Genomic DNA, 20,403 nt, shown 5'->3' on the forward strand with positions numbered 1-20,403 from the left:
AAACTATTATGAAAAATTTATCGCTTTTAGTAATTGGCTTAATTGTTTCGTTTTCTGCATTTTCGCAAGAAAAAATGAACATTACCGTTTGTGAAAAACCAGCAAATACCATTCACTTAAACCATTTACTTGAATGTAAAATGTTAACTGTTGATAACCCAAACTACAAGGTAAACTCTTTTACTCTTGGATTTAAATCTGGCAACGATTACATAGAAGTAAAAATGACTGACAATGTTGTTTCTGATAAAATTATTGATAAAATAAAAGAAGTTAACCCTGAGTATATTTATATTGAACAAATTGTTTTGGTTAATAAAAAAGGTGAAAAACTGAACCTTGAACCTTTCAAGGTAAAAAAATAATTTAAAAATTGATTCTTAAAAAGGCTGATAATATTTATCAGCCTTTTTTATTTTGATTTCATTCTAACCTATTATCCTTAATTTTGCTGCTCGTTATGAGCAGATTTTTTTTAGAAATACAGTACCACGGAGCAAACTACCACGGTTGGCAGATACAAGAGAATGCCCATACTGTTCAAGCTGAAATAAACGCTGCTTTATCTACTTTTTTGCAAGAAGAAATAATAGTAATGGGTTGCGGTAGAACCGACACTGGAGTTCACGCCAAAAACTATTATGCTCATTTTGAAACCGAAAAAACAGTTGATACTCAACAACTCACTTATAAACTCAACTGTATTTTGCCAAAAGACATTGCTTGTTCAAATACCATTTTGGTAAACGACGACCATCATGCACGATTTTCGGCAACATCACGTACTTACGAATATTGGATTATTCATACCAAAAACCCGTTTTACACCGATTTTGCCTATTATCACCCTGCAAAACTAAATGTAGAGTTAATGAACAAAGCCGCAAAATTGCTTATTCAACATGCCGATTTTTCGTGTTTTAGTAAAAGTAATACCGATACCTTAACCAACAATTGCACAATTACTTTTGCTCAGTGGGAAATAAAAAATAACATTCTGGTATTTACCATTACAGCCGACCGTTTTTTGCGAAACATGGTTAGAGCAATTGTAGGCACTTTGATTGATGTTGGTTTAGAAAAACTAGAAGCAAATGAAATCAATAAAATAATAGCATCAAAAAACCGTTCAAATGCTGGGACAAGTGTTCCTGCTCACGGATTATATTTAACCAAAGTAACTTATCCATTTATATAAAGTAAATAAAATTGTCAAACAGCGTATCAGGTAAAGCATTCGATTTTTTGTTATTTAAACGCATAATGAAATACACCAATCCCTACAAAGGTGTGTTTTATTTCACTGCTTTATTAAGCGTTGTATTGGCTTTTGTGGCTTTGGTTCGCCCAGTCTTAATACAACAAACCATTGATGAAAACATAAAAAACTTTGATGGCGAAGGTTTACTTACCATGACCATAATTTTGATTGGTTTTTTATTGTTGGAATCTGTTTTTGAGTATTTATTCAATTATTTGGGCAACTTGTTGGGACAAAACGTAATTCGTGATTTACGAAACCAAGTGTTTAAACACGTTTTGGAATTCCGTTTAAAACACTTCGACAATACCCCTATTGGTCAGTTGGTTACACGAACAGTTTCTGACATTGAAACCATTGCCGAAATGTTTTCGGGCGGTATTTTAGTCATAATTGGTGATTTACTAAAAATCGTAACCATAATTTGCTACATGCTTTACAAACAATGGGATTTAGCTTTAATGACCTTAATACCAATTCCATTATTGTTTTTAGCCACATCGGTATTTAAAAAAGTGATAAAAAAAGCTTTCCAAGAAGTACGTGAAGAAGTAGCTAAACTCAACACTTTTGTTCAAGAACACATTACAGGGATGTCAATTGTACAGATTTTTAACCGTGAAGAAGTTGAAATGAATAAATTCTCGAACATCAACAAAAACCATAGAGACGCTCACATCAAAACCGTTTGGGCTTATTCCGTTTTCTTTCCAATTGTAGAAATTTTATCAGCGGCATCCATTGCATTAATGGTTTGGTATGGGTTTAAAGAAGTAGCAGCACTTCATACCACACCAGGAACTATTTTCTCTTTTATCTTGTTTATATACATGTTGTATCGCCCAATTCGTCAATTGGCAGATAGATTCAATACCCTACAAATGGGAATGGTAAGTTCTGAACGTGTTTTTAAATTGTTAGACACCAATTCTACCATTGAAAATAGTGGTACGCTTACAGCTAAGGAATTAAATGGGAACATTGAATTTAAAAACGTTTGGTTTGCCTACAACGATGAAGAATGGGTATTAAAAGACATTTCGTTTAAAATTAAAAAAGGCGAGGCTCTGGCTTTGGTAGGTGCTACTGGTGCTGGAAAATCATCTATCATCAACTTAATTGGCAGGTATTACGAAATTAATAAAGGCGAAATTTTAATTGACGAAATTAACATCAAAGACATTGAACTTAACTTGTTACGTAAACACATTTCAGTAGTGTTACAAGATGTGTTTTTGTTTTCCGACACCATTTACAACAACATTACACTTTATAGCCCCGATATTACCGAACAAAAAGTAATTGAAGCTGCACAAAAAGTAGGTGCTCACGATTTTATCAGTAAACTTCCTGGAGGCTACCAATACAATGTTAAAGAACGTGGTGCGTTATTATCTGCTGGGCAACGACAATTAATCTCGTTTATTCGGGCTTATGTTCACCAACCAGAAATTTTAATTTTAGACGAAGCAACATCATCCATAGATAGCGAATCGGAAGCATTGATACAACATGCCACCGAAGTATTAACTAAAGACAGAACATCAATAATTGTTGCACATCGTTTATCAACCATAAAAAACGCTACCAAAATTTTGGTAATTGACAAAGGGTTAATTGTAGAAGAAGGTAGCCATAACGAGTTAATAAATACTGCAGGTTACTACAAAAAACTGTACGATTATCAATTTAAAAATGAACCTGTAAACTAACGAACATTTACTATCTTTACCAGACCAATGCTAAAATACACTTCCATATTATCGCTTCTAGTGGTTGTTTTTACCACCTTTTCGTGTCGGAAAGATGAAATTACTACCGATAGTTCTGCTCGTATTTCATTTTCTACTGACACCTTGATTGTAGATACTGTTTTTGCAACCATTGGCTCTACCACTCGTAGGTTTACCGTTTACAACAGAAACAACAAAGCGGTAAATATTGCAAGTATTTCTGTTGGAGGAGGTACAGGTTCTCAATTTAGAATTAATGTAGATGGTGTATCGGGCAATGTGCATACCGATGTTGAAATTGAAGCCAACGACAGTTTGTTTGTTTTTGTTGAAGTAACCATTGACCCCAACAATGTGCTTTCTCCATTTGTGGTAGAAGACGACATTATTTTTATTACAAACGGAAACCAACAAAAAGTACACTTGGCTGCTTGGGGACAAAATGCTCATTATTTTACACCTAAAGTTTTCCCTACTAATGGATTACCAAAATACTCTTGTTTAGATGGTGATTGTGATGGCAGCTTACCTCCTATTAACCAAACATGGATAAACGACAAACCTTATGTAATATATGGCTACTTGGTAATTGACTCGGCTGATGTATTGAACATTAACCCTGGCGTAAGAGTGCATTTGTACAACCAATCGGGTATATGGGTGTATAAAGGTGGTAACTTAAACATTAACGGAACAAAAGACGACCCCGTAACTTTCCAAGGAACACGATTAGATTATAGTTTTAAAGATGTACCAGGACAATGGGACAGAATTTGGGTAAACGAAGGCAGTGTTAACAATGTGTTTAATTACGCCATCGTTAAAAATGCTTATATTGGCATACAAGCCGAAACTTTACCTTTTGAACCCAACACCGCAATAAGTTCAAATAAATTGATTTTGAACAACTGCGAAATTCATAATTCTTCTGCCGTAGGTTTAATGGCTACCAATTTCATTATTGAAAGCGAAAACACCTTAATTACCAATTGCGGACAATACAACTTTTTGGTTACAGGTGGTGGGCGATACATTTTTAACCACGCTACCATTGCCAACTATTGGCCCGATGGGGTTCGACAAACACCTGCAGTTTTTGCTCAAAACTATTACCAAGATATTAACGGAAATATACAAGTACGAAACATTGATTCGCTAAATTTTAAAAATTCCATTATTTATGGGAATATCGACAATGAATTTACCACTGAAATAATTGCTCCTGGCACATTAAACTATGCTATTTACTACAGCTTATTAAAAACTACATCTGGTTTATCAGGCAATGTGGGCAACAACATACAAAACCCTGGTAATACGAGTATTTTTGCTGATTACACTATACACAATTACCGTTTAGCATGGAATTCTCCTGCTCAAAATGCTGGAGTTGCTAGTAGTGTTATTTTTGATAGAGATGGTGTTACTCGTAACAACCCTCCCGATATTGGTGCTTACGAGTATTGATTTATTAATCCTGATTAATTATATTTGAGTTAAATATATAGGCTAATAAATACAGAGGTGTATTTATTTGGATGTTAGTAGCCGATAGAAAAATGAGACCATTTCAAATAAAATATAAAAACATAGGCGAAATCAGACATGGTTCTCCTTACAATCTGGCAGATATAGTAATTATTGGAACAATTAAATTTTCTATTGAGAAAAATAATAGCTGGCAGGACAAGTGTTCATGGTCAAGAGATGGAAATAATGTGGCACTTGTAAAATGGAAACACATTAAATCAGAGCCAGGGTTTATAATTATTGTAATTAATTCACACACCGGAAAACAATTACATTCTAATTGGATACAGGGATGCTGTCATAAAGTAAGACTTCGAAATGACCTTACGATTTACTATGAAACGTTCACCCTAATTTCAGAACAGAATGGGAAAAAGGTTTACGGATTGAAAAGCAATGAAATAAAAATGGCTACATCAAAAAATAAAACCCTTTGAAAACGGTTTTCATTAAAAGTTACAACCTCAACAAAAACTCTACCGTATCAACACCATCAGCGTAATCCCATAAAGTGGGTTGTTGAGCTTGTCCTAATTTAAAAACGTTTGGTAGGTTGGCTTCAGTAACCACACATTGTATTTCTTCTTTTTTATTTTCTAATAATGTTGTTACTTCGTTTAAACTATTATAATACTCGTAATGTACTACTGCAACTGGAGATGATAAAGATTCTGCTTCTTTTAACAACACAAAATTATTGTCTAACAATTGGTTGCTGCCCAACAAATAAACAGCTTTGTTGTAATCGTAATTATTAGCATATTTATTATTCTCCACCACATGCTTGTAATCGTTTACAATAGATTCGAAAAACAAGTTAAAACTATAATTTTTAGGTACATACAGCTTAGAAACATTACGGCAACCCAAGCCAAAATATTGGAAAATATCTTTGCCTAAATTCATCATATCGGCGGCAGTTTCGTTACCTGTTAGCACGGCTACCGAGTTTCTATTTTTACGAATAATGTTGGGGTATTTTCCAAAATAATATTCAAAGTAACGTGCCGTATTGTTGCTTCCGGTAGCGATAACAGCATCAAAATTTTCAAGTTTATCAGTAAAAACAATCTTGCTTTTAAAATCAGGTTCAATGGCTATTAAAATTTCCGCAATTTTTTTAATCAACAAATTATCTTCTTTCGAGGCTTTAGCTACCAAAACATTACCTGTAATCAAGACCGTTAAAAAATCGTGAAAACCAACCAACGGAATATTTCCAGCCATTACCACTCCTACTCTTTTAGGTTTTGTATGATCATTAATGGTATAGTTACTTAACCATTGATGTAATTCTTCCTTTCTTAACATCTTGGCAATAGACTCAACTGCAAAAGCAACATTATCCGGTGTAAACCAGCCGTTAAAAGGTTTTTGGTTGTTCATTAAAATATCAAAATCGCTAAAAAATTGCTGGTTCAAACTTTCTAATGCCTCATGCTGATGTTTTGAACTGTATTGTGTTAAAAAACTTCCTAATTCTACAAAAGCATTTATTCTTTTTTCTAAACTCATTTTGTTACATTTGCGGTAAAATTACAAACATTAAACTGAAATACGATGGCAATTAAAATAACCGACGAATGTATTAATTGTGGAGCTTGCGAGCCAGAATGTCCTAATAACGCTATTTACGAAGGCGGAGATGAATGGAGAGTGAGCGATGGAACTTCTGTAAGCGGAAGTTTTAAGTTAAGAAACGGACAAGAAATTGATGCTGATACTACTCAAGAACCAGTAAGTACTGATTTTTATTATATCGTATCTGATAAATGTACGGAATGTAAAGGTTTTCATGATGAACCTCAATGTGCTGCTGTTTGTCCTGTTGATTGCTGTGTTGACGATGAAGACATAAGAGAAACTGAAGAAGAATTACTGGCTAAAAAAGATTTATTACACGCTTAATCAAGTATGGTACAATATTAGATTAGAAAAACCGTGTTTATTGCACGGTTTTTTTTATTTTTAGTTTATGCTTAAATCATTATACCTTATTCTTTTTTTACTGAGTTCGTCTTTTTTGTTTTCACAAGAAAAGAGTTTGGATTATTACGAAAAAGAACTAAACCAACTAAGTATTGATTTGGTTAGCGAAGCCAATGATGAAACGAAACAAAAAGTAAACCTTGAATTTCAATCCCTTTTAAAAGAAGCTTTAGAGCTTAATGGCTCATTTGACTTCCCTTTTAAGAATATTAGAGCCATCAGTATTTTAAAATCGAACGATAAAATTAAAATATACAATTGGGCTTTACCTTTTGAGGATGAAACTTATCAATACTTTGCGTTTGTTCAAGTTAAAATCAATAAAGACGAATACAAAGTTGTTGAACTCTTTGATAAATCGTCCGACTTAAATAAATCTGAATTTCAAACCCTCACCGACAAAACGTGGTATGGAGCCCTGTATTACGAAATTATTCATGATAAAAAATTAGGCAACGACACCTATACACTGCTAGGCTGGGATGGCGATTACAACCTTACCAACAAAAAAATTATTGATGTAATGACGGTGAGTAAAAACGGTGCAATCAAATTTGGTTCTTCTGTTTTTAAAATGGAGAAAAAAGTACAAAAAAGAGTGATTTTTACTTATTCAGAAACAGCAGTTATGTCACTAAAATTCGATGTAAAACAACAACTCATCGTATTTGACTATTTGGTTCCTACAAGCTCTAACTTAGAAGGTGTTTTTGAATATTACGGCCCGGCATTAAATCGTTTTGATGGATTTGTGTTAAATAAAAACAAGTGGTTGTATCAAAAAGATGTTGATATACAACAACGTAAAAACCTAAAAGACAGGTTTTACAACTCACCGAATTAAGTCTGATAAGGCTTTTTCTAAATTTTCAAACTGAAAAGAAAAACCTGAATCTTTAATTTTTTTATTACTTACTCTACTACCTTTTAAAAGCAAAACAGCCATTTTACCTAACATTATTTTTAATACAAAGCTTGGCACATTTGGTAATACAATTCTTTTACCCAATACTTTTGATAAACTTTTAGTAAAAATAGAATTGGTAGTAGCATCATCAACCACAGCATTATAGGCTCCATTCATGTTATTATCTTGAATAGCTTTTAAATACATCGAACATAAATCGTTGATGTGTATCCAAGGCATAAATTGATTGCCAGAACCCAAAGCACTTCCTAAACCAAATTTAAAAGGTAAAATCATTTTTGGCAATGCTCCACCATCTTTAGCTAAAACAATACCTGTACGTAATTTAACGGTTCTAATGCCTATAACATTAAATTTATCTATAGCATTTTCCCATAACATACACGTTTCTCCCAAAAAATCTGAATGATTGATATGCTCTTCAGTAAAAACAACGTCTGTAGTTATTGCACCATAATACCCAATTCCTGAAGCAGAAATAAAAGCCTTTAATTGATTTTTATGATTAGATAATACATCAAAGAGAAAAGAAGTTAGTTCTACTCTGCTTTGTAAAATTTTTTGCTGTTGTTTGTTTGTCCATCGTTTCTCAGCAATACCTTCACCAGCCAAATGAATGATATAATCAGCATTTGTAATTACATCTATATCTACCAATTGATTTTCAATGTCCCAAAAACTATACTTAAGCTTATTAGAACTTTTTCTATTACCTCTAGTTAATATTGTTACACTATAATTATTATTAATAAGCAGTTGGGTTAACTGCGAACCAATCAATCCTGAACCTCCTGTTATAACAACATTAATCATTATTATTTTTCAAATAATTTGTGTTGATTTTTTCAAACAACAGCTTAAACCATTCCGTATAATTTTCAGGGTTTTCGCTTAACTCTTCTTTAATGGACAAATATGTTGATTTTTTCCAAGTGTAAACTTCTAATTCATTCGGTGTAGGAATTTTATCTGTAATTCCAATAAACACATGGTCTAATTCATGTTCAATCAACCCATTAGTTAAGTTTGCTTTGTACAAAAATTTAAAAACAAAATTCAATTCACAATCAATTCCCATCTCTTCTTTTAGCCTTCTGTTAGCTGCACCTTTTGTATCCTCGTTAATATATGGATGAGTACAACAAGTATTTGTCCATAATCCAGCAGAATGATACTTTGTCTTTGCTCTTTGTTGCAAAATCCAATTACCATCATAATCAAATAAAAAAACTGAAATTGCTCGATGTAAAACACCATTAACATGAGTTTCCATTTTATCACCATACCCTATCTGGTTATCATTTTCATCTACTAATATTAGCTGGTTTTCAATCATCCTATTAAAAAATTAAAAGAAAAATACATTTTTAAAAGTTAACAATATAATCTTTTTTACCAAAAATGAAGTTTTCCTAATTTGTTAATTAACTAATAAATATCCAATATTGGTTTCAATAATCAACTTTGTAATATTATATTTGTAGCTATCTAAAAAAAAGCGAACGTTGTGAGTTCAGAATACTTATTTAAAAAGGGTAACATTAATGAGTAATATTTTCAAAACAGTACTATTTATTATTAGTTTAATTTTTCTAAACTCTTGTGTTGATAAAAGAGATTTATCTCAAAATACCGTTATAGCTCACATTTCTTCAAATCCTGACGGGTTGCATCCATTTAACGACAACTCATCAAATAGATCGTATATTTTTCAATATACTCAAAAGACCCTTGTAAAAATGGATTTAAAAACGCTTAAAACTATTCCATTTTTAATTAAAGAAATGCCAATTCCATCAGAGGACGGATTAGAGTACACTTACGAATTAATTGATAATGTTAAATGGGATGATGGTAGTTCTCTAACTGTAGATGATGTTATTTTTACAACTAAAGTCCAATTAGCACCACTTACAAACAATACACAGATAAAAGGTATTTATACTTCAGTAATCGAAAGTGTAAGAAAACATCCTGAAAATCCCAATAAATTTATTGTTAGAACTAAAATTCTCCATGTTGAGAATCTAAACATCTATAGTGAAATATATATCCAACAACAAAAATATTGGGATCCTAAAGGCATTTTGAATGATCTTTCTTTTGAAAATATTCATGACCCAAATTACAAGCCAAATGAAGAAATGGTTAAATGGTTTAACGAATTTAATAGTGGTGATAACAGTTACAAACCTGAAAAACTTGTAGGACTTGGCCCCTACCAAATAACAGAATTTGTTGTAGGGAGTTACATTACTTTAGAAAAGAAAAACAACTGGTATGGAGCAAACTCTTCGGCTATTTACGACAAGGCTTATCCCGATAAAATTATTTTTAAAATTATTTCGGATGATGCCGCTGCATATTTGGCTATTAAAAACCAACAAATAGATGTTTCAACTTATGTTGGTACAACCAAACTATTAAAATTAAAATCACTAGATTACTTTAATAAGAATTACAATGCAGAATTTATGCCAGAATATTCCTATGGATATATTGGATTAAATATGAAACCGGATGGCGTAGAATTCAAACCATTTTTTACTGACGTAAATGTAAGAAGAGCAATGGCTTATCTTGTTCCTGTCGATGAAATAATAAAAGTTATTGTTAAAGGCAAAGCCAATCGTCAAACTTCACATGTTTCTCCACTCCACTCGGTTTACAATAAAGACTTAAAAGAAATTCCTTTAGATATTGAAAAAGCAAAAAAATTACTTGATGAAGCTGGATGGAAAGACACTGATGGGGATAATATTAGAGATAAAGTAATAAATGGTGTAAAACTTAATTTTTCATTTAAACTAAGTTATATGAGTGGAAATGCTTCCACAAAAGAAACTGTTTTAATGATAAAAGAATCTATGTATAAAGCTGGTATTGAGGCTATACCTACTCCAATGGACTTTACTTTATTCTACAAAAATGCTTACGACCATAAATTTGACGCTATGATGGGAGCTTGGGGAGGTTCTGCAGGTTATTCAGATCCTGTTCAAATATGGCATACTGAATCTTGGGCTAATAAAGGTTCCAACTTTACAGGTTTTGGAGATGCAATGAGCGATTCGTTAATATTTGTTGCAAATACTTCTTTAGATAAAGAAAAACACGAAGCTGCAACTAAAGCTTTACAAACAAAAATTTACAACGATCAACCTTACATTTTTCTTTATAGCTACATGAGAAAAATTGCAATTCACAAGCGATTTGATAATGCGAACATGTACAATGAACGACCTGGTGTTATTCTAGGTAATCTTTCGTTAAAACCTGAATTTAGTGGTTCAACATTAAAACCTGAATAACAAAATGATTAAATATTTAATAAAAAGAGTTTTAGTTTTTATTCCCACGTTAATAATCATTTCATTATTAGCGTTTGTTATTAGTATTAATGCTCCTGGAGATCCTGTTGAACGTTTATTAAAATCTGCAAATAAAGAAGGTACAGCCAATGAGCAATCTAACTCCGCTAAAAAGGATAAAGAAGCTATTCGTGCAAAACTTGGTTTGGATTTACCTATCTTTTACTTAAGCTTAAGTACCTTAGCTGATTGCGATACACTATACAAAATTGCTGATAAAGCCCAACAAGACAATCTACTTAAGCTTTCTCGAAAATATGGTAACTGGGAAGCCGTTTCTAACTACTACCACGCCACACTCTCTTTATTAGAAGAATACGACTCGTTAAATGTGGATAAAATTTACATGGATAATACTATTGTTAACTATGTTGAGAACAACGACGGAAAAAACATTACCATTGATACTGTTTATGAATCAAAATACTCGAAAAACGAAATTAACGACGCAAAAAACAACACCAGTTTCGATATTTTAAGTTTACTAGAAACTTATACAGAAGAAACCATTGAATCAAAATTAGTTGCACTTGAAGATGCTTATAAAAAAGCAGCTTATTTAGCACCATTAGCACCAAAATTTGAACTAGTAAAAATTGCCTTTAATAACCTTAAAGCTAATGCTACCAAATGGAAAACCTATGTTCCAAAAATTATTTTTTATGGTAACAATCAATACCACCGTTGGTTGTTTGGTAATGCACCTTGGTTTGCCGAAGCTCAACCAGGGCAACTAAAAGGAGTATTGCGTGGAGATTTTGGTATTTCTTACATCGACAACCAACCTGTCTCAGACAAAATCTGGACTAAATTTAAGGTATCGTTCGTATTCATCTTTTTCTCTATCATCTTCGCTTATTTAGTAAGTATTCCTATTGGAATTTATTCAGCTTACAAAAAAGGCTCTAAATTCGATAGAATATCATCCATTGTATTGTTTGTAATGTATTCCATGCCTTCGTTCTTTATTGGAACATTATTGCTTTATACCTTTGCAAACCCCGATGTATTGGTTTGGTTTCCAGAATCTGGATTTGAAGACCCCTCAACTTTTGATGAGAACTGGGGTATCTTTACCAAAATGGCACATCACTGGCCATACATGGTTTTACCATTAATTGCATACACCTATAGTTCCTTTGCTTTTTTAAGTAGAATAATGCGTGTTGGTATGATTGACGTAATGGGTCAAGATTTTGTTAGAACAGCTCGTGCAAAAGGATTAAACGAAAAAACTGTGGTAATTAAGCATGCTTTACGTAATTCATTATTACCCATCATAACCGTTTTTGCTAACATTTTCCCTGTAGCAATTGGTGGTTCGGTTATTATTGAAGTAATTTTCTCGTTACCGGGTATGGGGTTAGAAACATTTAATGCCATATTAAATTACGATTACCCAATGATTGTTGCCATATTTACTATTTCAGGATTTTTAACTGTAATTGGCTACTTGGTTGCCGATATTTTATACGCAGTTGTTGATCCACGTATTTCTTACAATTAATTAATGATGATGTCAGAAGAAAAAAAAGAAAAAGATTTTTCGTTTAAAAAATATGCTTGGAAGCAGTTTAAAAAGAACAAAGCTGCCATGGTTTCCATGTACATCTTGTTATTTTTAGTTTTTACAGCTTTATCTGCTCACTTTATTGCTAACGACCAACCTCTTTATGCAAAATACAGAGGCAATTCATATTATCCAGCATTTCAAACTTATTTTAATTCAGCTAAAACCGATTCAACCATAAATCCTTTAACAGGAAACTGGGAAAAATTACAATTTGACATTACCGATTGGAAACAATTAGAACTTGAAAGTGTTGTTTGGTGTCCAATCCCCTACTCGCCCGAAAAACCTGATAGATACAACAGAGAATATGTTGCTCCAACCGACCAACAATATTATAAAAACACTAATGGAGAAATTGTTCCTGCTCCAAAAAAATTCCGTCACCACATGGGTACCGATGCTATTGGTCGTGATGTTGCTGCTGGTTTAATACATGGTACAAAAGTTTCGCTTTTAGTAGGTATTTTATCCATGGGTATTGCGGCTTCCATTGGTATTATTTTAGGTGCTTTGGCTGGTTTTTATGGCGATAAAAATTTAATTGCTACTCGTTTCCGTTATTATATGACCATTTTGGGTGTTATTATGGGTTTCTTTTATGCGTTTATTGCAAGAAACATTGCCTTAACAGAAGGTTTTAACGAAGGGATGGGTGCTGGTATTTTAGCTTTATTGGTAAGTATGCTATTGTTTTTTGTGGTAGTATTTATTTTTAATACCATTGGTAGAATCAACTTACCAGGTTTTTTAAACAAGCAAGTAACCGTTCCTGTCGATTCTATTGTATCGAGAGGAATAGAAATTTTAAACTCTATGCCTAACCTATTGTTGATTATTACCATTTCTGCTATTATGAAAGAACGTAGCTTGGTTATTTTAATGGTTATTATTGGTATTACATCATGGACGGGTATAGCCAGATTTACCAGAGCAGAATTTTTAAAAATTAGAGAATTAGAGTTTTTACAAGCTGCAAAAGCTTTGGGTTATTCTGACAGAAGAACCATGCTAAAACACGCTTTACCAAACGGTTTAGCTCCAGTATTTGTTTCTATCGCTTTTGGTATCGCTTCAGCCATTTTGGTAGAAAGCGGTTTATCATTCTTGGGTATTGGTGTGCCCGACGAATCAGTAACATGGGGTTCGTTATTAAGCCTTGGACGACAAGAATTTGAGGCATGGTGGTTGGTAATGTTTCCTGGTATTGCTATATTTATTACCATTACCGTTTACAACCTTATTGGTGAAGGTTTACGTGATGCCTTAGACCCGAAATTGAAACAGTAACTTTAAAAAAAAGTTGTAAAGCCCATAAACAAATTTGTTTATGGGCTTTTTTATATTTGGTTATATTTGAAAATGTATATCAATACCAAAAAGTAACTTATACTTTAAAAAAATCGAATAGGTACAAAAGACACTCATATATACACAATTAAAAAAAACTCATGAAATTAATTACTTCTGTTATTCTATTTCTTTTCACTTTAACAATTCAAGCTCAAGATTCTAATCTTCTTATAAAAAAGGAATTAATTTCTGATTGGTCAAAATATCCAATATTCCCTTATTTAACAGATTCGATAAATGGCAAAACACAATGGAAACCAGAGTACGAATATCTAGACAGCATAGAAGTTTATGGAATAACTTATTTAAGTGATGGACTGAAAATTCGTGGGCTATTGGCAAAACCAAAAAAAATAGGAAAATATCCTTGTGTAATCTATAATAGAGGAGGCAATAGGGAGTTTGGATCGTTAAAAATATATGATGGTGCGCTAACACTAGGACAAATTGCAAAAGAAGGATATGTTGTAATTGCAAGTCAGTATAGAGGAAATGGTGGTAGTGAAGGAAAAGAGGAATTTGGTGGTAACGATATTAATGACATAACTATACTTCCTAAAATTTTAGAAGAGGTAAAAGGAGCTGATATTGAAAAAATTGGAATGTTTGGTTGGAGTCGAGGAGGAATGATGACTTACATAGCTCTTACAAAAACTAATAAAATTAAAACTGCTGTAGTTGGGGGTGCACTCTCAGACCTTTTTAGTAATATAAAAGATAGACCTGAAATAGAATCAAGAGTTTTAGCAGAATTGATTCCAAATTACGATGAACAAAAAGAAGAAGAGTTAAACAAAAGATCTGCAATTAAATGGGTAAATAATTTCCCTAAAAATGTTCCTATACTATTATTACATGGTAATGCTGATTGGCGTGTAAAACCTGATCAAAGTTTAAATTTAGCTACAGAATTCGAAAAATATAGAATTCCATACAGATTAATTATGTTTGAAGGTGGAGATCACGAAATTACTGAGCACAAAAAAGAAGTTGACGAACAAGTTGTAAATTGGTTTGATAAGTATCTAAAAAATAATGAACCTTTACCAAAGATGGAATATCACGGAAGATAAAAAATACTCGATATCTTGATGATTATTTTCATAACCTAACTAGCAAAATGTTTTTTACTTTTTCAAATTAAATGTACCTACATTAAATGTTTTTGTATAAATTTGCAAGATGAAAATAGAGGACGCAATAAAACAAAAAGAATTTAAGTCGGAACACCAAAAGTTGCTTATCAACATTTTGTATACCGCCAACTGGCTGAACAACGAAACCTTGAAAGCCTTAAAACCTTTTGGCTTAAGTCCTCAACAATACAATGTATTACGTATTTTAAAAGGTCAACATCCCAACTCCATTAGCGTAAACAATATCATTGATCGTATGCTCGACAAAAACTCAAACGCTAGTAGATTGGTTGACAAACTAAAACAAAAAGACTTGGTAGAACGTGAGGTTTGCACTAACGACAGACGACAAGTGGACATAAAAATTACTGCTAAAGGTTTAAGCCTTTTGAACGAAATTGGTGAAAAACTTGACGATTTAAATGGTTTCAAACAAAAAACAACAATCGAAGAAGCTAAAAAAATAAATAACCTTTTAGACAACTTGAGAGATTAAAAAAATTTACTAAAAAACATGTATATACATTAAGTGTTAAAACATAAAATATTATGGCAATAACAATATTTAATAAAAACGAACAAGCTTTTGGTTCGTTTAACAACGGAGCAATTTTAGAAAATAAGCCCATTGGTTTTCCTCAAGATGGAGGTTCGTTAAAATCGTATTCTAACCTGTTTTATTGGGCAAATGCTTGGAGCGATAACGGTGGTTTAATTGGCGAACATCCCCACAAATGGTTCGAAATTTTATCGTTTGTAATTGAAGGCGAAATAGAGCACTACGACAACAAATACCAACGTTGGTTAAAACTATCAAAAGGCGATGTACAAATTATTCGAGCAGGAAATGGAATAACTCATGCCGAAAAAATAATGCCCAACTCCAGAATGTTTCAAATTTGGTTCGACCCTAACATTACAAAAACGCAATATAAAGAAGCTAGTTACAACGACTACAAAAGCAATGAATTTATTGCTACAAAAACCAACAATTTAACCATTACCAACTATGCTGGAAACGGTGGTGCTGTTCAAATGGATTCAGAAAATGTCATCATCAGCAAAATTGAAGTACCAACAGGCACACACATTTTACCATTAAATAACACATCAGTTTACAGCATTTATGCCTTAAAATCAAATCAGTTAACACTTAATCAGCAATTGATAAACAACGACGACTTTATTAAAATTGAAAATGAAACCGAACTAACCCTATCGGCGGGCAATACTTCAACCTTGTTTGTTATAGAAACGCCAATAACACTTAGTTATTTAACTTACAAAGAAATGGCAAAATTCTAAAAAAAACATTGCGAGTCATCAAGTTTAAATTTAACTTTATAACCAAAATAAAATTATGGAACAACCAAAAAGAGCTGGAGATTCTCCAATAGCAGTAAATTTAGAAGAAGGAAAAAGATACGCATGGTGTACATGTGGATTATCGGCAAAACAACCTTTTTGCGACGGACAACATAAAGGTGGAGAATTTGTTCCTCACGTTTTTACTGCCGAAAAAAATGAAACAAAACATTTTTGTGCTTGTAAAGCAACTAAAAATGGTCCTTTTTGCGATGGTTCACATAAATAACCCTCTATTCTAATTGTTATGATTCAGCGAATACAATCCGTTTTTTTACTCTTGGTGTTTATTTTAGGAGCATTAATGTTTGTGTCTCCCGTTTTAAATTTCAACTCTTATGAGGCATCATTTACCATGAATGCTTACACCACTTTTAATGCATCCGACCACATGGTGGTTTCTAAAAACATTGGTATTGGTGCTATGCAAGGATTAATTGCATTATTAGCCTTAACAACCATTTTTTTATTCAAAAAACGACAACTTCAAATTAAATTGTGTAAACTAAATTTATTACTTATTGCAGTGCAAATAGCAGCATTGGTACTTTACATTGATGTTGCCAAAGAAGCCATTTCCCCTCAAAACCCAGGTGATGTAGTTTTAGGCTTGGCTTTTGGATTTTTTATTCCAATTTTATCCTTTTTGCTAACTTACTTAGCCATTTGGTTTATTAAAAAAGACGAAAAACTAATTCGTTCAGCTGACAGGTTAAGGTAATTGTTGAAGATAAGCCAAAGCATTTGGTCCTTCGTTAAACAGTAAATCAATAATACTCAGGTTTTTCTGAAACCCCAATTTATCGCCAAAAACCTGTATATATGCAGGTTGATTAATTTCATTTAGACTTTTATTTTTGGGCGATATTTCTGTTCTATAATCCAAAACACCATCCGTTTGTTCAATATAACTTGATGATACATTAAACTCACTTGCCGTTTTTAATAACTTCAACATCAATTTCATCAAATCCATGTTAAAATCAATTAACAAATGGTGTTCTTTATCATGATAAAAGGCATAAAACTCATCCTCATAAAACTCAAAATAAGGCGACCTTCTATAAGCAGACTCAATAGATTTCCAATGGTTTTTTTTCCAGTTGTCATCATAAGAAATTTTCACCTCTCTCATCAACTGTTTACTATTTCTTTTATGAATAGGAACCACCAAATCAAGTTTCCCATCAGCGCCCAAAATTGTACAACGATTTCTAAAAGTCTGTTTTACAAAAAACTCATTTACATCTATAACACACTCATTTGCAGTAACCAACCATTTAAAATATACAATTGGAGGTAAATAACTTGAAGAAAAAACGCTTTTGATTATCATTTGATAAAGTTGTAATTTAACGCCCACAAAATTGGTAAGATTTATGTTATAAACCTACAAATATTAAATAGCATTTAATTTATGAAAAAAATTATAGTCTTTTTTCTCTTTTTGGTAACGTGGAATTCTTTGTTTTCGCAAGATCCTAACGAAAACAAACTTCAGGTTTCTGGCGATGTTTCGGAATATTTTAGTAACGAAAAAATGAGTGGTGTAAGTATTAAAGCCATGGAAAATGGTAACTACATCACCAATGTTGTAACCGATGGAAAAGGTAAATACGAGCTGTACATCGATTTCGAAAAAGAAATTACCATTTTGTATGAAAAAGCAGGTTTTGTTGCAAAAAAAATTATTGTTAACACCAAAGGAGTTCATCCTGATAAAAGAAATAAAGTAAACGATTTATTTGTTGAAATGACTTTATTTAAAGAGGACAAGAATCTTGATGTTGCCTTTTTAAATCAACCTATAGGAAGAGCAAGTTACATTCCTCAAAGCAACGAAATTGATTGGGATATGGGGTACACTGGACCCATTGCTCAAAAATTAACTCAAACTTTAGAAACATTTAAAGCTAAAAAAGCACAATTTGAAGCTGAAGAAAAATTAAAAATTCAGCAATACAATGCAGCGATGAAAGATGGCGACAATGCCTTTTTCAAAAAAGATTTTGAAAGTGCAAAAGCTTCGTACCAAAAAGCTGTTGGTATAGACCCAACCAAACCAGAACCCAAAGACAGGCTATTGCTTATTGATACTGCTATAAAAAAGAAAGAAGAAGCTGATAAAGCCGAAGCTGAGGCAAAAGCTAAAGCAGAGGCGGAAGCTAAAGCAAAAGCTGAAGCAGAAGCTGCTGCTAAAAAACAAGAAGAAGAGCGTTTAGCCAAAGAAAAAGCGGAGGCAGAAGCAAAAGCTAAGGCAGAAGCAGAAGCCAAAGCTAAAGCAGAGGCTGAAGCAGCTGCAAAAAAACAAGAGCAAGAACGTTTAGCCAAAGAAAAAGCAGAAGCGGAAGCTAAAGCAAAAGCTGAAGCAGAGGCTAAAGCAAAAGCTGATGCAGAAGCAGCCGCTAAAAAACAAGAAGAAGAGCGTTTAGCCAAAGAAAAAGCCGAAGCTGAAGCCAAAGCTAAAGCAGAGGCGGAAGCTAAAGCTAAAGCAGAAGCCGAAGCTGCTGCGAAAAAGCAAGAAGAAGAACGTTTAGCCAAAGAAAAAGCTGAAGCCGAGGCAAAAGCTAAAGCAGAGGCGGAAGCCAAAGCTAAAGCTGAAGCAGAAGCTGCTGCTAAAAAACAAGAAGAAGAACGTTTAGCCAAAGAAAAGCAGCTGCTAAAAAACAAGAAGCGGAAGCTAAAGCTAAAGCAGAGGCGGAAGCCAAAGCTAAAGCTGAAGCAGAAGCTGCTGCTAAAAAACAAGAAGAAGAACGTTTAGCCAAAGAAAAAGCTGAAGCCGAGGCAAAAGCTAAAGCAGAGGCGGAAGCCAAAGCTAAAGCAGAAGCGGAAGCAGCCGCTAAAAAACAAGAAGAAGAGCGTTTAGCCAAAGAAAAAGCTGAAGCGGAAGCTAAAGCTAAAGCAGAGGCGGAAGCTAAAGCTAAAGCTGAAGCTGAAGCTGCTGCTAAAAAACAAGAAGAAGAGCGTTTAGCTAAAGAAAAAGCCGAAGCGGAAGCTAAAGCTAAAGCAGAAGCGGAAGCCAAAGCTAAAGCAGAAGCAGAAGCTGCTGCTAAAAAACAAGAAGAAGAGCGTTTAGCCAAAGAAAAAGCCGAAGCGGAAGCTAAAGCAAAAGCTGAAGCAGAAGCTAAAGCAAAAGCTGAAGCTGAAGCAGCTGCGAAACGTCAAGAAGAAGAACGTATCGCTAAAGAAAAAGCCGAAGCTGAGGCGAGAGCTAAAGCAGAGGCGGAAGCTAAAGCTAAAGCAGCAGAACAAAAGCAAAAGGAAGAGGAAGAACGACTAGCCAAAGAAAAAGCAGAAGCCGAAGCCAAAAAACAAGCTGAGTTAGAAGCCAAATCGAAAGCTGAACAAGAAGCTGCGGCTAAACGTCAAGAGGAAGAACGACTAGCAAAAGAAAAAGCAGAAGCGGAAGCCAAGAAACAAGCTGAACTGGAAGCCAAATCGAAAGCTGAGCAAGAAGCTGCTGCTAAACGTCAAGAGGAAGAACGACTAGCCAAAGAAAAAGCAGAAGCGGAAGCCAAGAAACAAGCTGAATTAGAAGCTAAATCGAAAGCTGAGCAAGAAGCTGCGGCTAAACGTCAAGAGGAAGAGCGTTTGGCCAAAGAAAAAGCAGAAGCGGAAGCCAAGAAACAAGCTGAACTGGAAGCTAAATCGAAAGCTGAACAAGAAGCTGCTACTAAACGTCAAGAAGAAGAACGACTAGCCAAAGAAAAAGCAGAAGCAGAAGCCAAAAAACAAGCTGAGTTAGAAGCCAAATCGAAAGCTGAGCAAGAAGCTGCGGCTAAACGTCAAGAAGAAGAACGCTTAGCCAAAGAAAAAGCAGAAACTGAAGCTAAAAAAGCAAGGGAAGAGCAACTAGCAAGAGAAAAAGAAATGGAAGAAATCAATGCAAAAATGGCAGAAGCTCAAGTGAAACGAGAAGCAGAACTAAAAGCACTTGAAGAAGCTCAGGCAAAAGCCAAAGCATTAGCTGAGCAAGAGCGTTTAGCAAGAGAAAAAGAAGAACAAGAAAAAGCTAAAGAAATTCAAGAAAATGCAAAAGCATCTGGTTTTACTGTTAAATCATCAGCAAAAGTTGAGACCAATAAAAAAGGGAAATTATCAGATGCTGCAAAACAATTTTCTAAAGGTTCAAAACGTATTAAGTTTTAATAAAACGGTATAAAATTT

At 33.5% G+C, this 20,403-nt stretch carries 22 protein-coding genes; 17 read left to right on the forward strand and 5 right to left on the reverse strand.

Translation table 11 applies throughout. From position 1 onward, the window contains the following. The first annotated feature begins 8 nt into the window (after positions 1 to 8). The 5 genes from H6589_06160 (at position 9) to H6589_06180 (ending at position 4,961) form a co-directional block, all read left to right on the forward strand. Positions 9 to 365, forward strand: a complete 357-nt coding sequence (locus H6589_06160; GenBank protein ID MCB9174173.1) for a hypothetical protein — start codon at positions 9 to 11, stop codon at positions 363 to 365. A gap of 95 nt (positions 366 to 460) precedes the next feature. Continuing rightward, entirely contained in the window at positions 461 to 1,198 is a 738-nt protein-coding gene (truA, locus tag H6589_06165) for a tRNA pseudouridine(38-40) synthase TruA (GenBank protein ID MCB9174174.1), read from the forward strand. 65 nt (positions 1,199 to 1,263) lie between these two features. Further along, positions 1,264 to 2,973, forward strand: coding sequence for an ABC transporter ATP-binding protein (locus H6589_06170; GenBank protein MCB9174175.1), 1,710 nt, complete (start codon positions 1,264 to 1,266; stop codon positions 2,971 to 2,973). Positions 2,974 to 3,000: 27 nt separating this feature from the next. Next, positions 3,001 to 4,461, forward strand: coding sequence for a hypothetical protein (locus H6589_06175; GenBank protein ID MCB9174176.1), 1,461 nt, complete (start codon positions 3,001 to 3,003; stop codon positions 4,459 to 4,461). Between the two features lie 92 nt (positions 4,462 to 4,553). Next, positions 4,554 to 4,961: a hypothetical protein gene (locus H6589_06180; protein ID MCB9174177.1), complete on the forward strand. Its 408-nt coding sequence runs from the start codon at positions 4,554 to 4,556 to the stop codon at positions 4,959 to 4,961. A gap of 19 nt (positions 4,962 to 4,980) precedes the next feature. Here H6589_06180 and H6589_06185 read toward each other — a convergent pair whose 3' ends face one another. Beyond that, entirely contained in the window at positions 4,981 to 6,039 is a 1,059-nt protein-coding gene (locus tag H6589_06185) for an acyl-CoA reductase (protein ID MCB9174178.1), read from the reverse strand. A 45-nt stretch (positions 6,040 to 6,084) separates the two neighbouring features. On the opposite strand from H6589_06185, the gene H6589_06190 reads away from it, so the two are divergent. Beyond that, positions 6,085 to 6,432: a 4Fe-4S dicluster domain-containing protein gene (locus H6589_06190; protein ID MCB9174179.1), complete on the forward strand. Its 348-nt coding sequence runs from the start codon at positions 6,085 to 6,087 to the stop codon at positions 6,430 to 6,432. A gap of 67 nt (positions 6,433 to 6,499) precedes the next feature. After that, on the forward strand, positions 6,500 to 7,357 hold the full coding sequence (locus H6589_06195) for a hypothetical protein (protein ID MCB9174180.1): 858 nt from the start codon (positions 6,500 to 6,502) through the stop codon (positions 7,355 to 7,357). Here the strand turns inward: H6589_06195 and H6589_06200 are convergent. Both H6589_06200 and idi read right to left on the reverse strand, forming a co-directional pair. Then, on the reverse strand, positions 7,346 to 8,257 hold the full coding sequence (locus tag H6589_06200; protein ID MCB9174181.1) for a TIGR01777 family protein: 912 nt from the start codon (positions 8,255 to 8,257) through the stop codon (positions 7,346 to 7,348). The genes H6589_06195 and H6589_06200 overlap by 12 nt on opposite strands. Next, positions 8,247 to 8,777 carry an isopentenyl-diphosphate Delta-isomerase gene (gene idi / locus H6589_06205; GenBank protein MCB9174182.1) on the reverse strand — a complete coding sequence of 177 codons (531 nt, stop codon included), beginning with the start codon at positions 8,775 to 8,777 and terminating at the stop codon, positions 8,247 to 8,249. Before idi ends, H6589_06200 begins: the two co-directional genes overlap by 11 nt. Before the next feature lie 208 nt (positions 8,778 to 8,985). Here idi and H6589_06210 point away from each other — a divergent pair, with 208 nt between their 5' ends. From H6589_06210 to H6589_06245, 8 genes are all read left to right on the forward strand, one after another. Next, a complete protein-coding gene (locus H6589_06210; protein ID MCB9174183.1) occupies positions 8,986 to 10,752 on the forward strand; it encodes a hypothetical protein in 1,767 nt (588 codons plus the stop codon). 4 nt (positions 10,753 to 10,756) lie between these two features. Beyond that, positions 10,757 to 12,319 carry an ABC transporter permease gene (locus tag H6589_06215; GenBank protein MCB9174184.1) on the forward strand — a complete coding sequence of 521 codons (1,563 nt, stop codon included), beginning with the start codon at positions 10,757 to 10,759 and terminating at the stop codon, positions 12,317 to 12,319. A 9-nt stretch (positions 12,320 to 12,328) separates the two neighbouring features. After that, entirely contained in the window at positions 12,329 to 13,672 is a 1,344-nt protein-coding gene (locus tag H6589_06220) for an ABC transporter permease (protein ID MCB9174185.1), read from the forward strand. Between the two features lie 161 nt (positions 13,673 to 13,833). Next, complete coding sequence (locus H6589_06225) at positions 13,834 to 14,808, forward strand: S9 family peptidase (protein MCB9174186.1); 975 nt, start codon at positions 13,834 to 13,836, stop codon at positions 14,806 to 14,808. A 109-nt stretch (positions 14,809 to 14,917) separates the two neighbouring features. Next, positions 14,918 to 15,367 (forward strand): MarR family transcriptional regulator, encoded by a 450-nt coding sequence (locus H6589_06230; GenBank protein ID MCB9174187.1) that lies wholly within the window; start codon positions 14,918 to 14,920, stop codon positions 15,365 to 15,367. A 53-nt stretch (positions 15,368 to 15,420) separates the two neighbouring features. After that, positions 15,421 to 16,176 carry a pirin family protein gene (locus H6589_06235; GenBank protein ID MCB9174188.1) on the forward strand — a complete coding sequence of 252 codons (756 nt, stop codon included), beginning with the start codon at positions 15,421 to 15,423 and terminating at the stop codon, positions 16,174 to 16,176. A gap of 55 nt (positions 16,177 to 16,231) precedes the next feature. Next, complete coding sequence (locus tag H6589_06240) at positions 16,232 to 16,465, forward strand: CDGSH iron-sulfur domain-containing protein (protein ID MCB9174189.1); 234 nt, start codon at positions 16,232 to 16,234, stop codon at positions 16,463 to 16,465. Positions 16,466 to 16,483: 18 nt separating this feature from the next. After that, positions 16,484 to 16,957 carry a DUF4293 domain-containing protein gene (locus tag H6589_06245; GenBank protein ID MCB9174190.1) on the forward strand — a complete coding sequence of 158 codons (474 nt, stop codon included), beginning with the start codon at positions 16,484 to 16,486 and terminating at the stop codon, positions 16,955 to 16,957. Here H6589_06245 and H6589_06250 read toward each other — a convergent pair. After that, positions 16,949 to 17,572 carry a WbqC family protein gene (locus tag H6589_06250; GenBank protein MCB9174191.1) on the reverse strand — a complete coding sequence of 208 codons (624 nt, stop codon included), beginning with the start codon at positions 17,570 to 17,572 and terminating at the stop codon, positions 16,949 to 16,951. The genes H6589_06245 and H6589_06250 overlap by 9 nt on opposite strands. An 81-nt stretch (positions 17,573 to 17,653) precedes the next feature. Between H6589_06250 and H6589_06255 the strand changes: the two genes are divergently transcribed. After that, entirely contained in the window at positions 17,654 to 18,997 is a 1,344-nt protein-coding gene (locus tag H6589_06255; protein ID MCB9174192.1) for a hypothetical protein, read from the forward strand. A 400-nt stretch (positions 18,998 to 19,397) separates the two neighbouring features. Here the strand turns inward: H6589_06255 and H6589_06260 are convergent, their stop codons facing one another. Then, entirely contained in the window at positions 19,398 to 19,568 is a 171-nt protein-coding gene (locus tag H6589_06260; GenBank protein ID MCB9174193.1) for a hypothetical protein, read from the reverse strand. A 259-nt stretch (positions 19,569 to 19,827) separates the two neighbouring features. Between H6589_06260 and H6589_06265 the strand changes: the two genes are divergently transcribed. Continuing rightward, a complete protein-coding gene (locus H6589_06265) occupies positions 19,828 to 20,385 on the forward strand; it encodes a cell envelope integrity protein TolA (protein ID MCB9174194.1) in 558 nt (185 codons plus the stop codon). Positions 20,386 to 20,403: the final 18 nt, after the last annotated feature.

It is taken from the genome of Flavobacteriales bacterium (assembly GCA_020635795.1).
Taxonomy (GTDB): domain Bacteria; phylum Bacteroidota; class Bacteroidia; order Flavobacteriales_E; family Vicingaceae; genus Vicingus.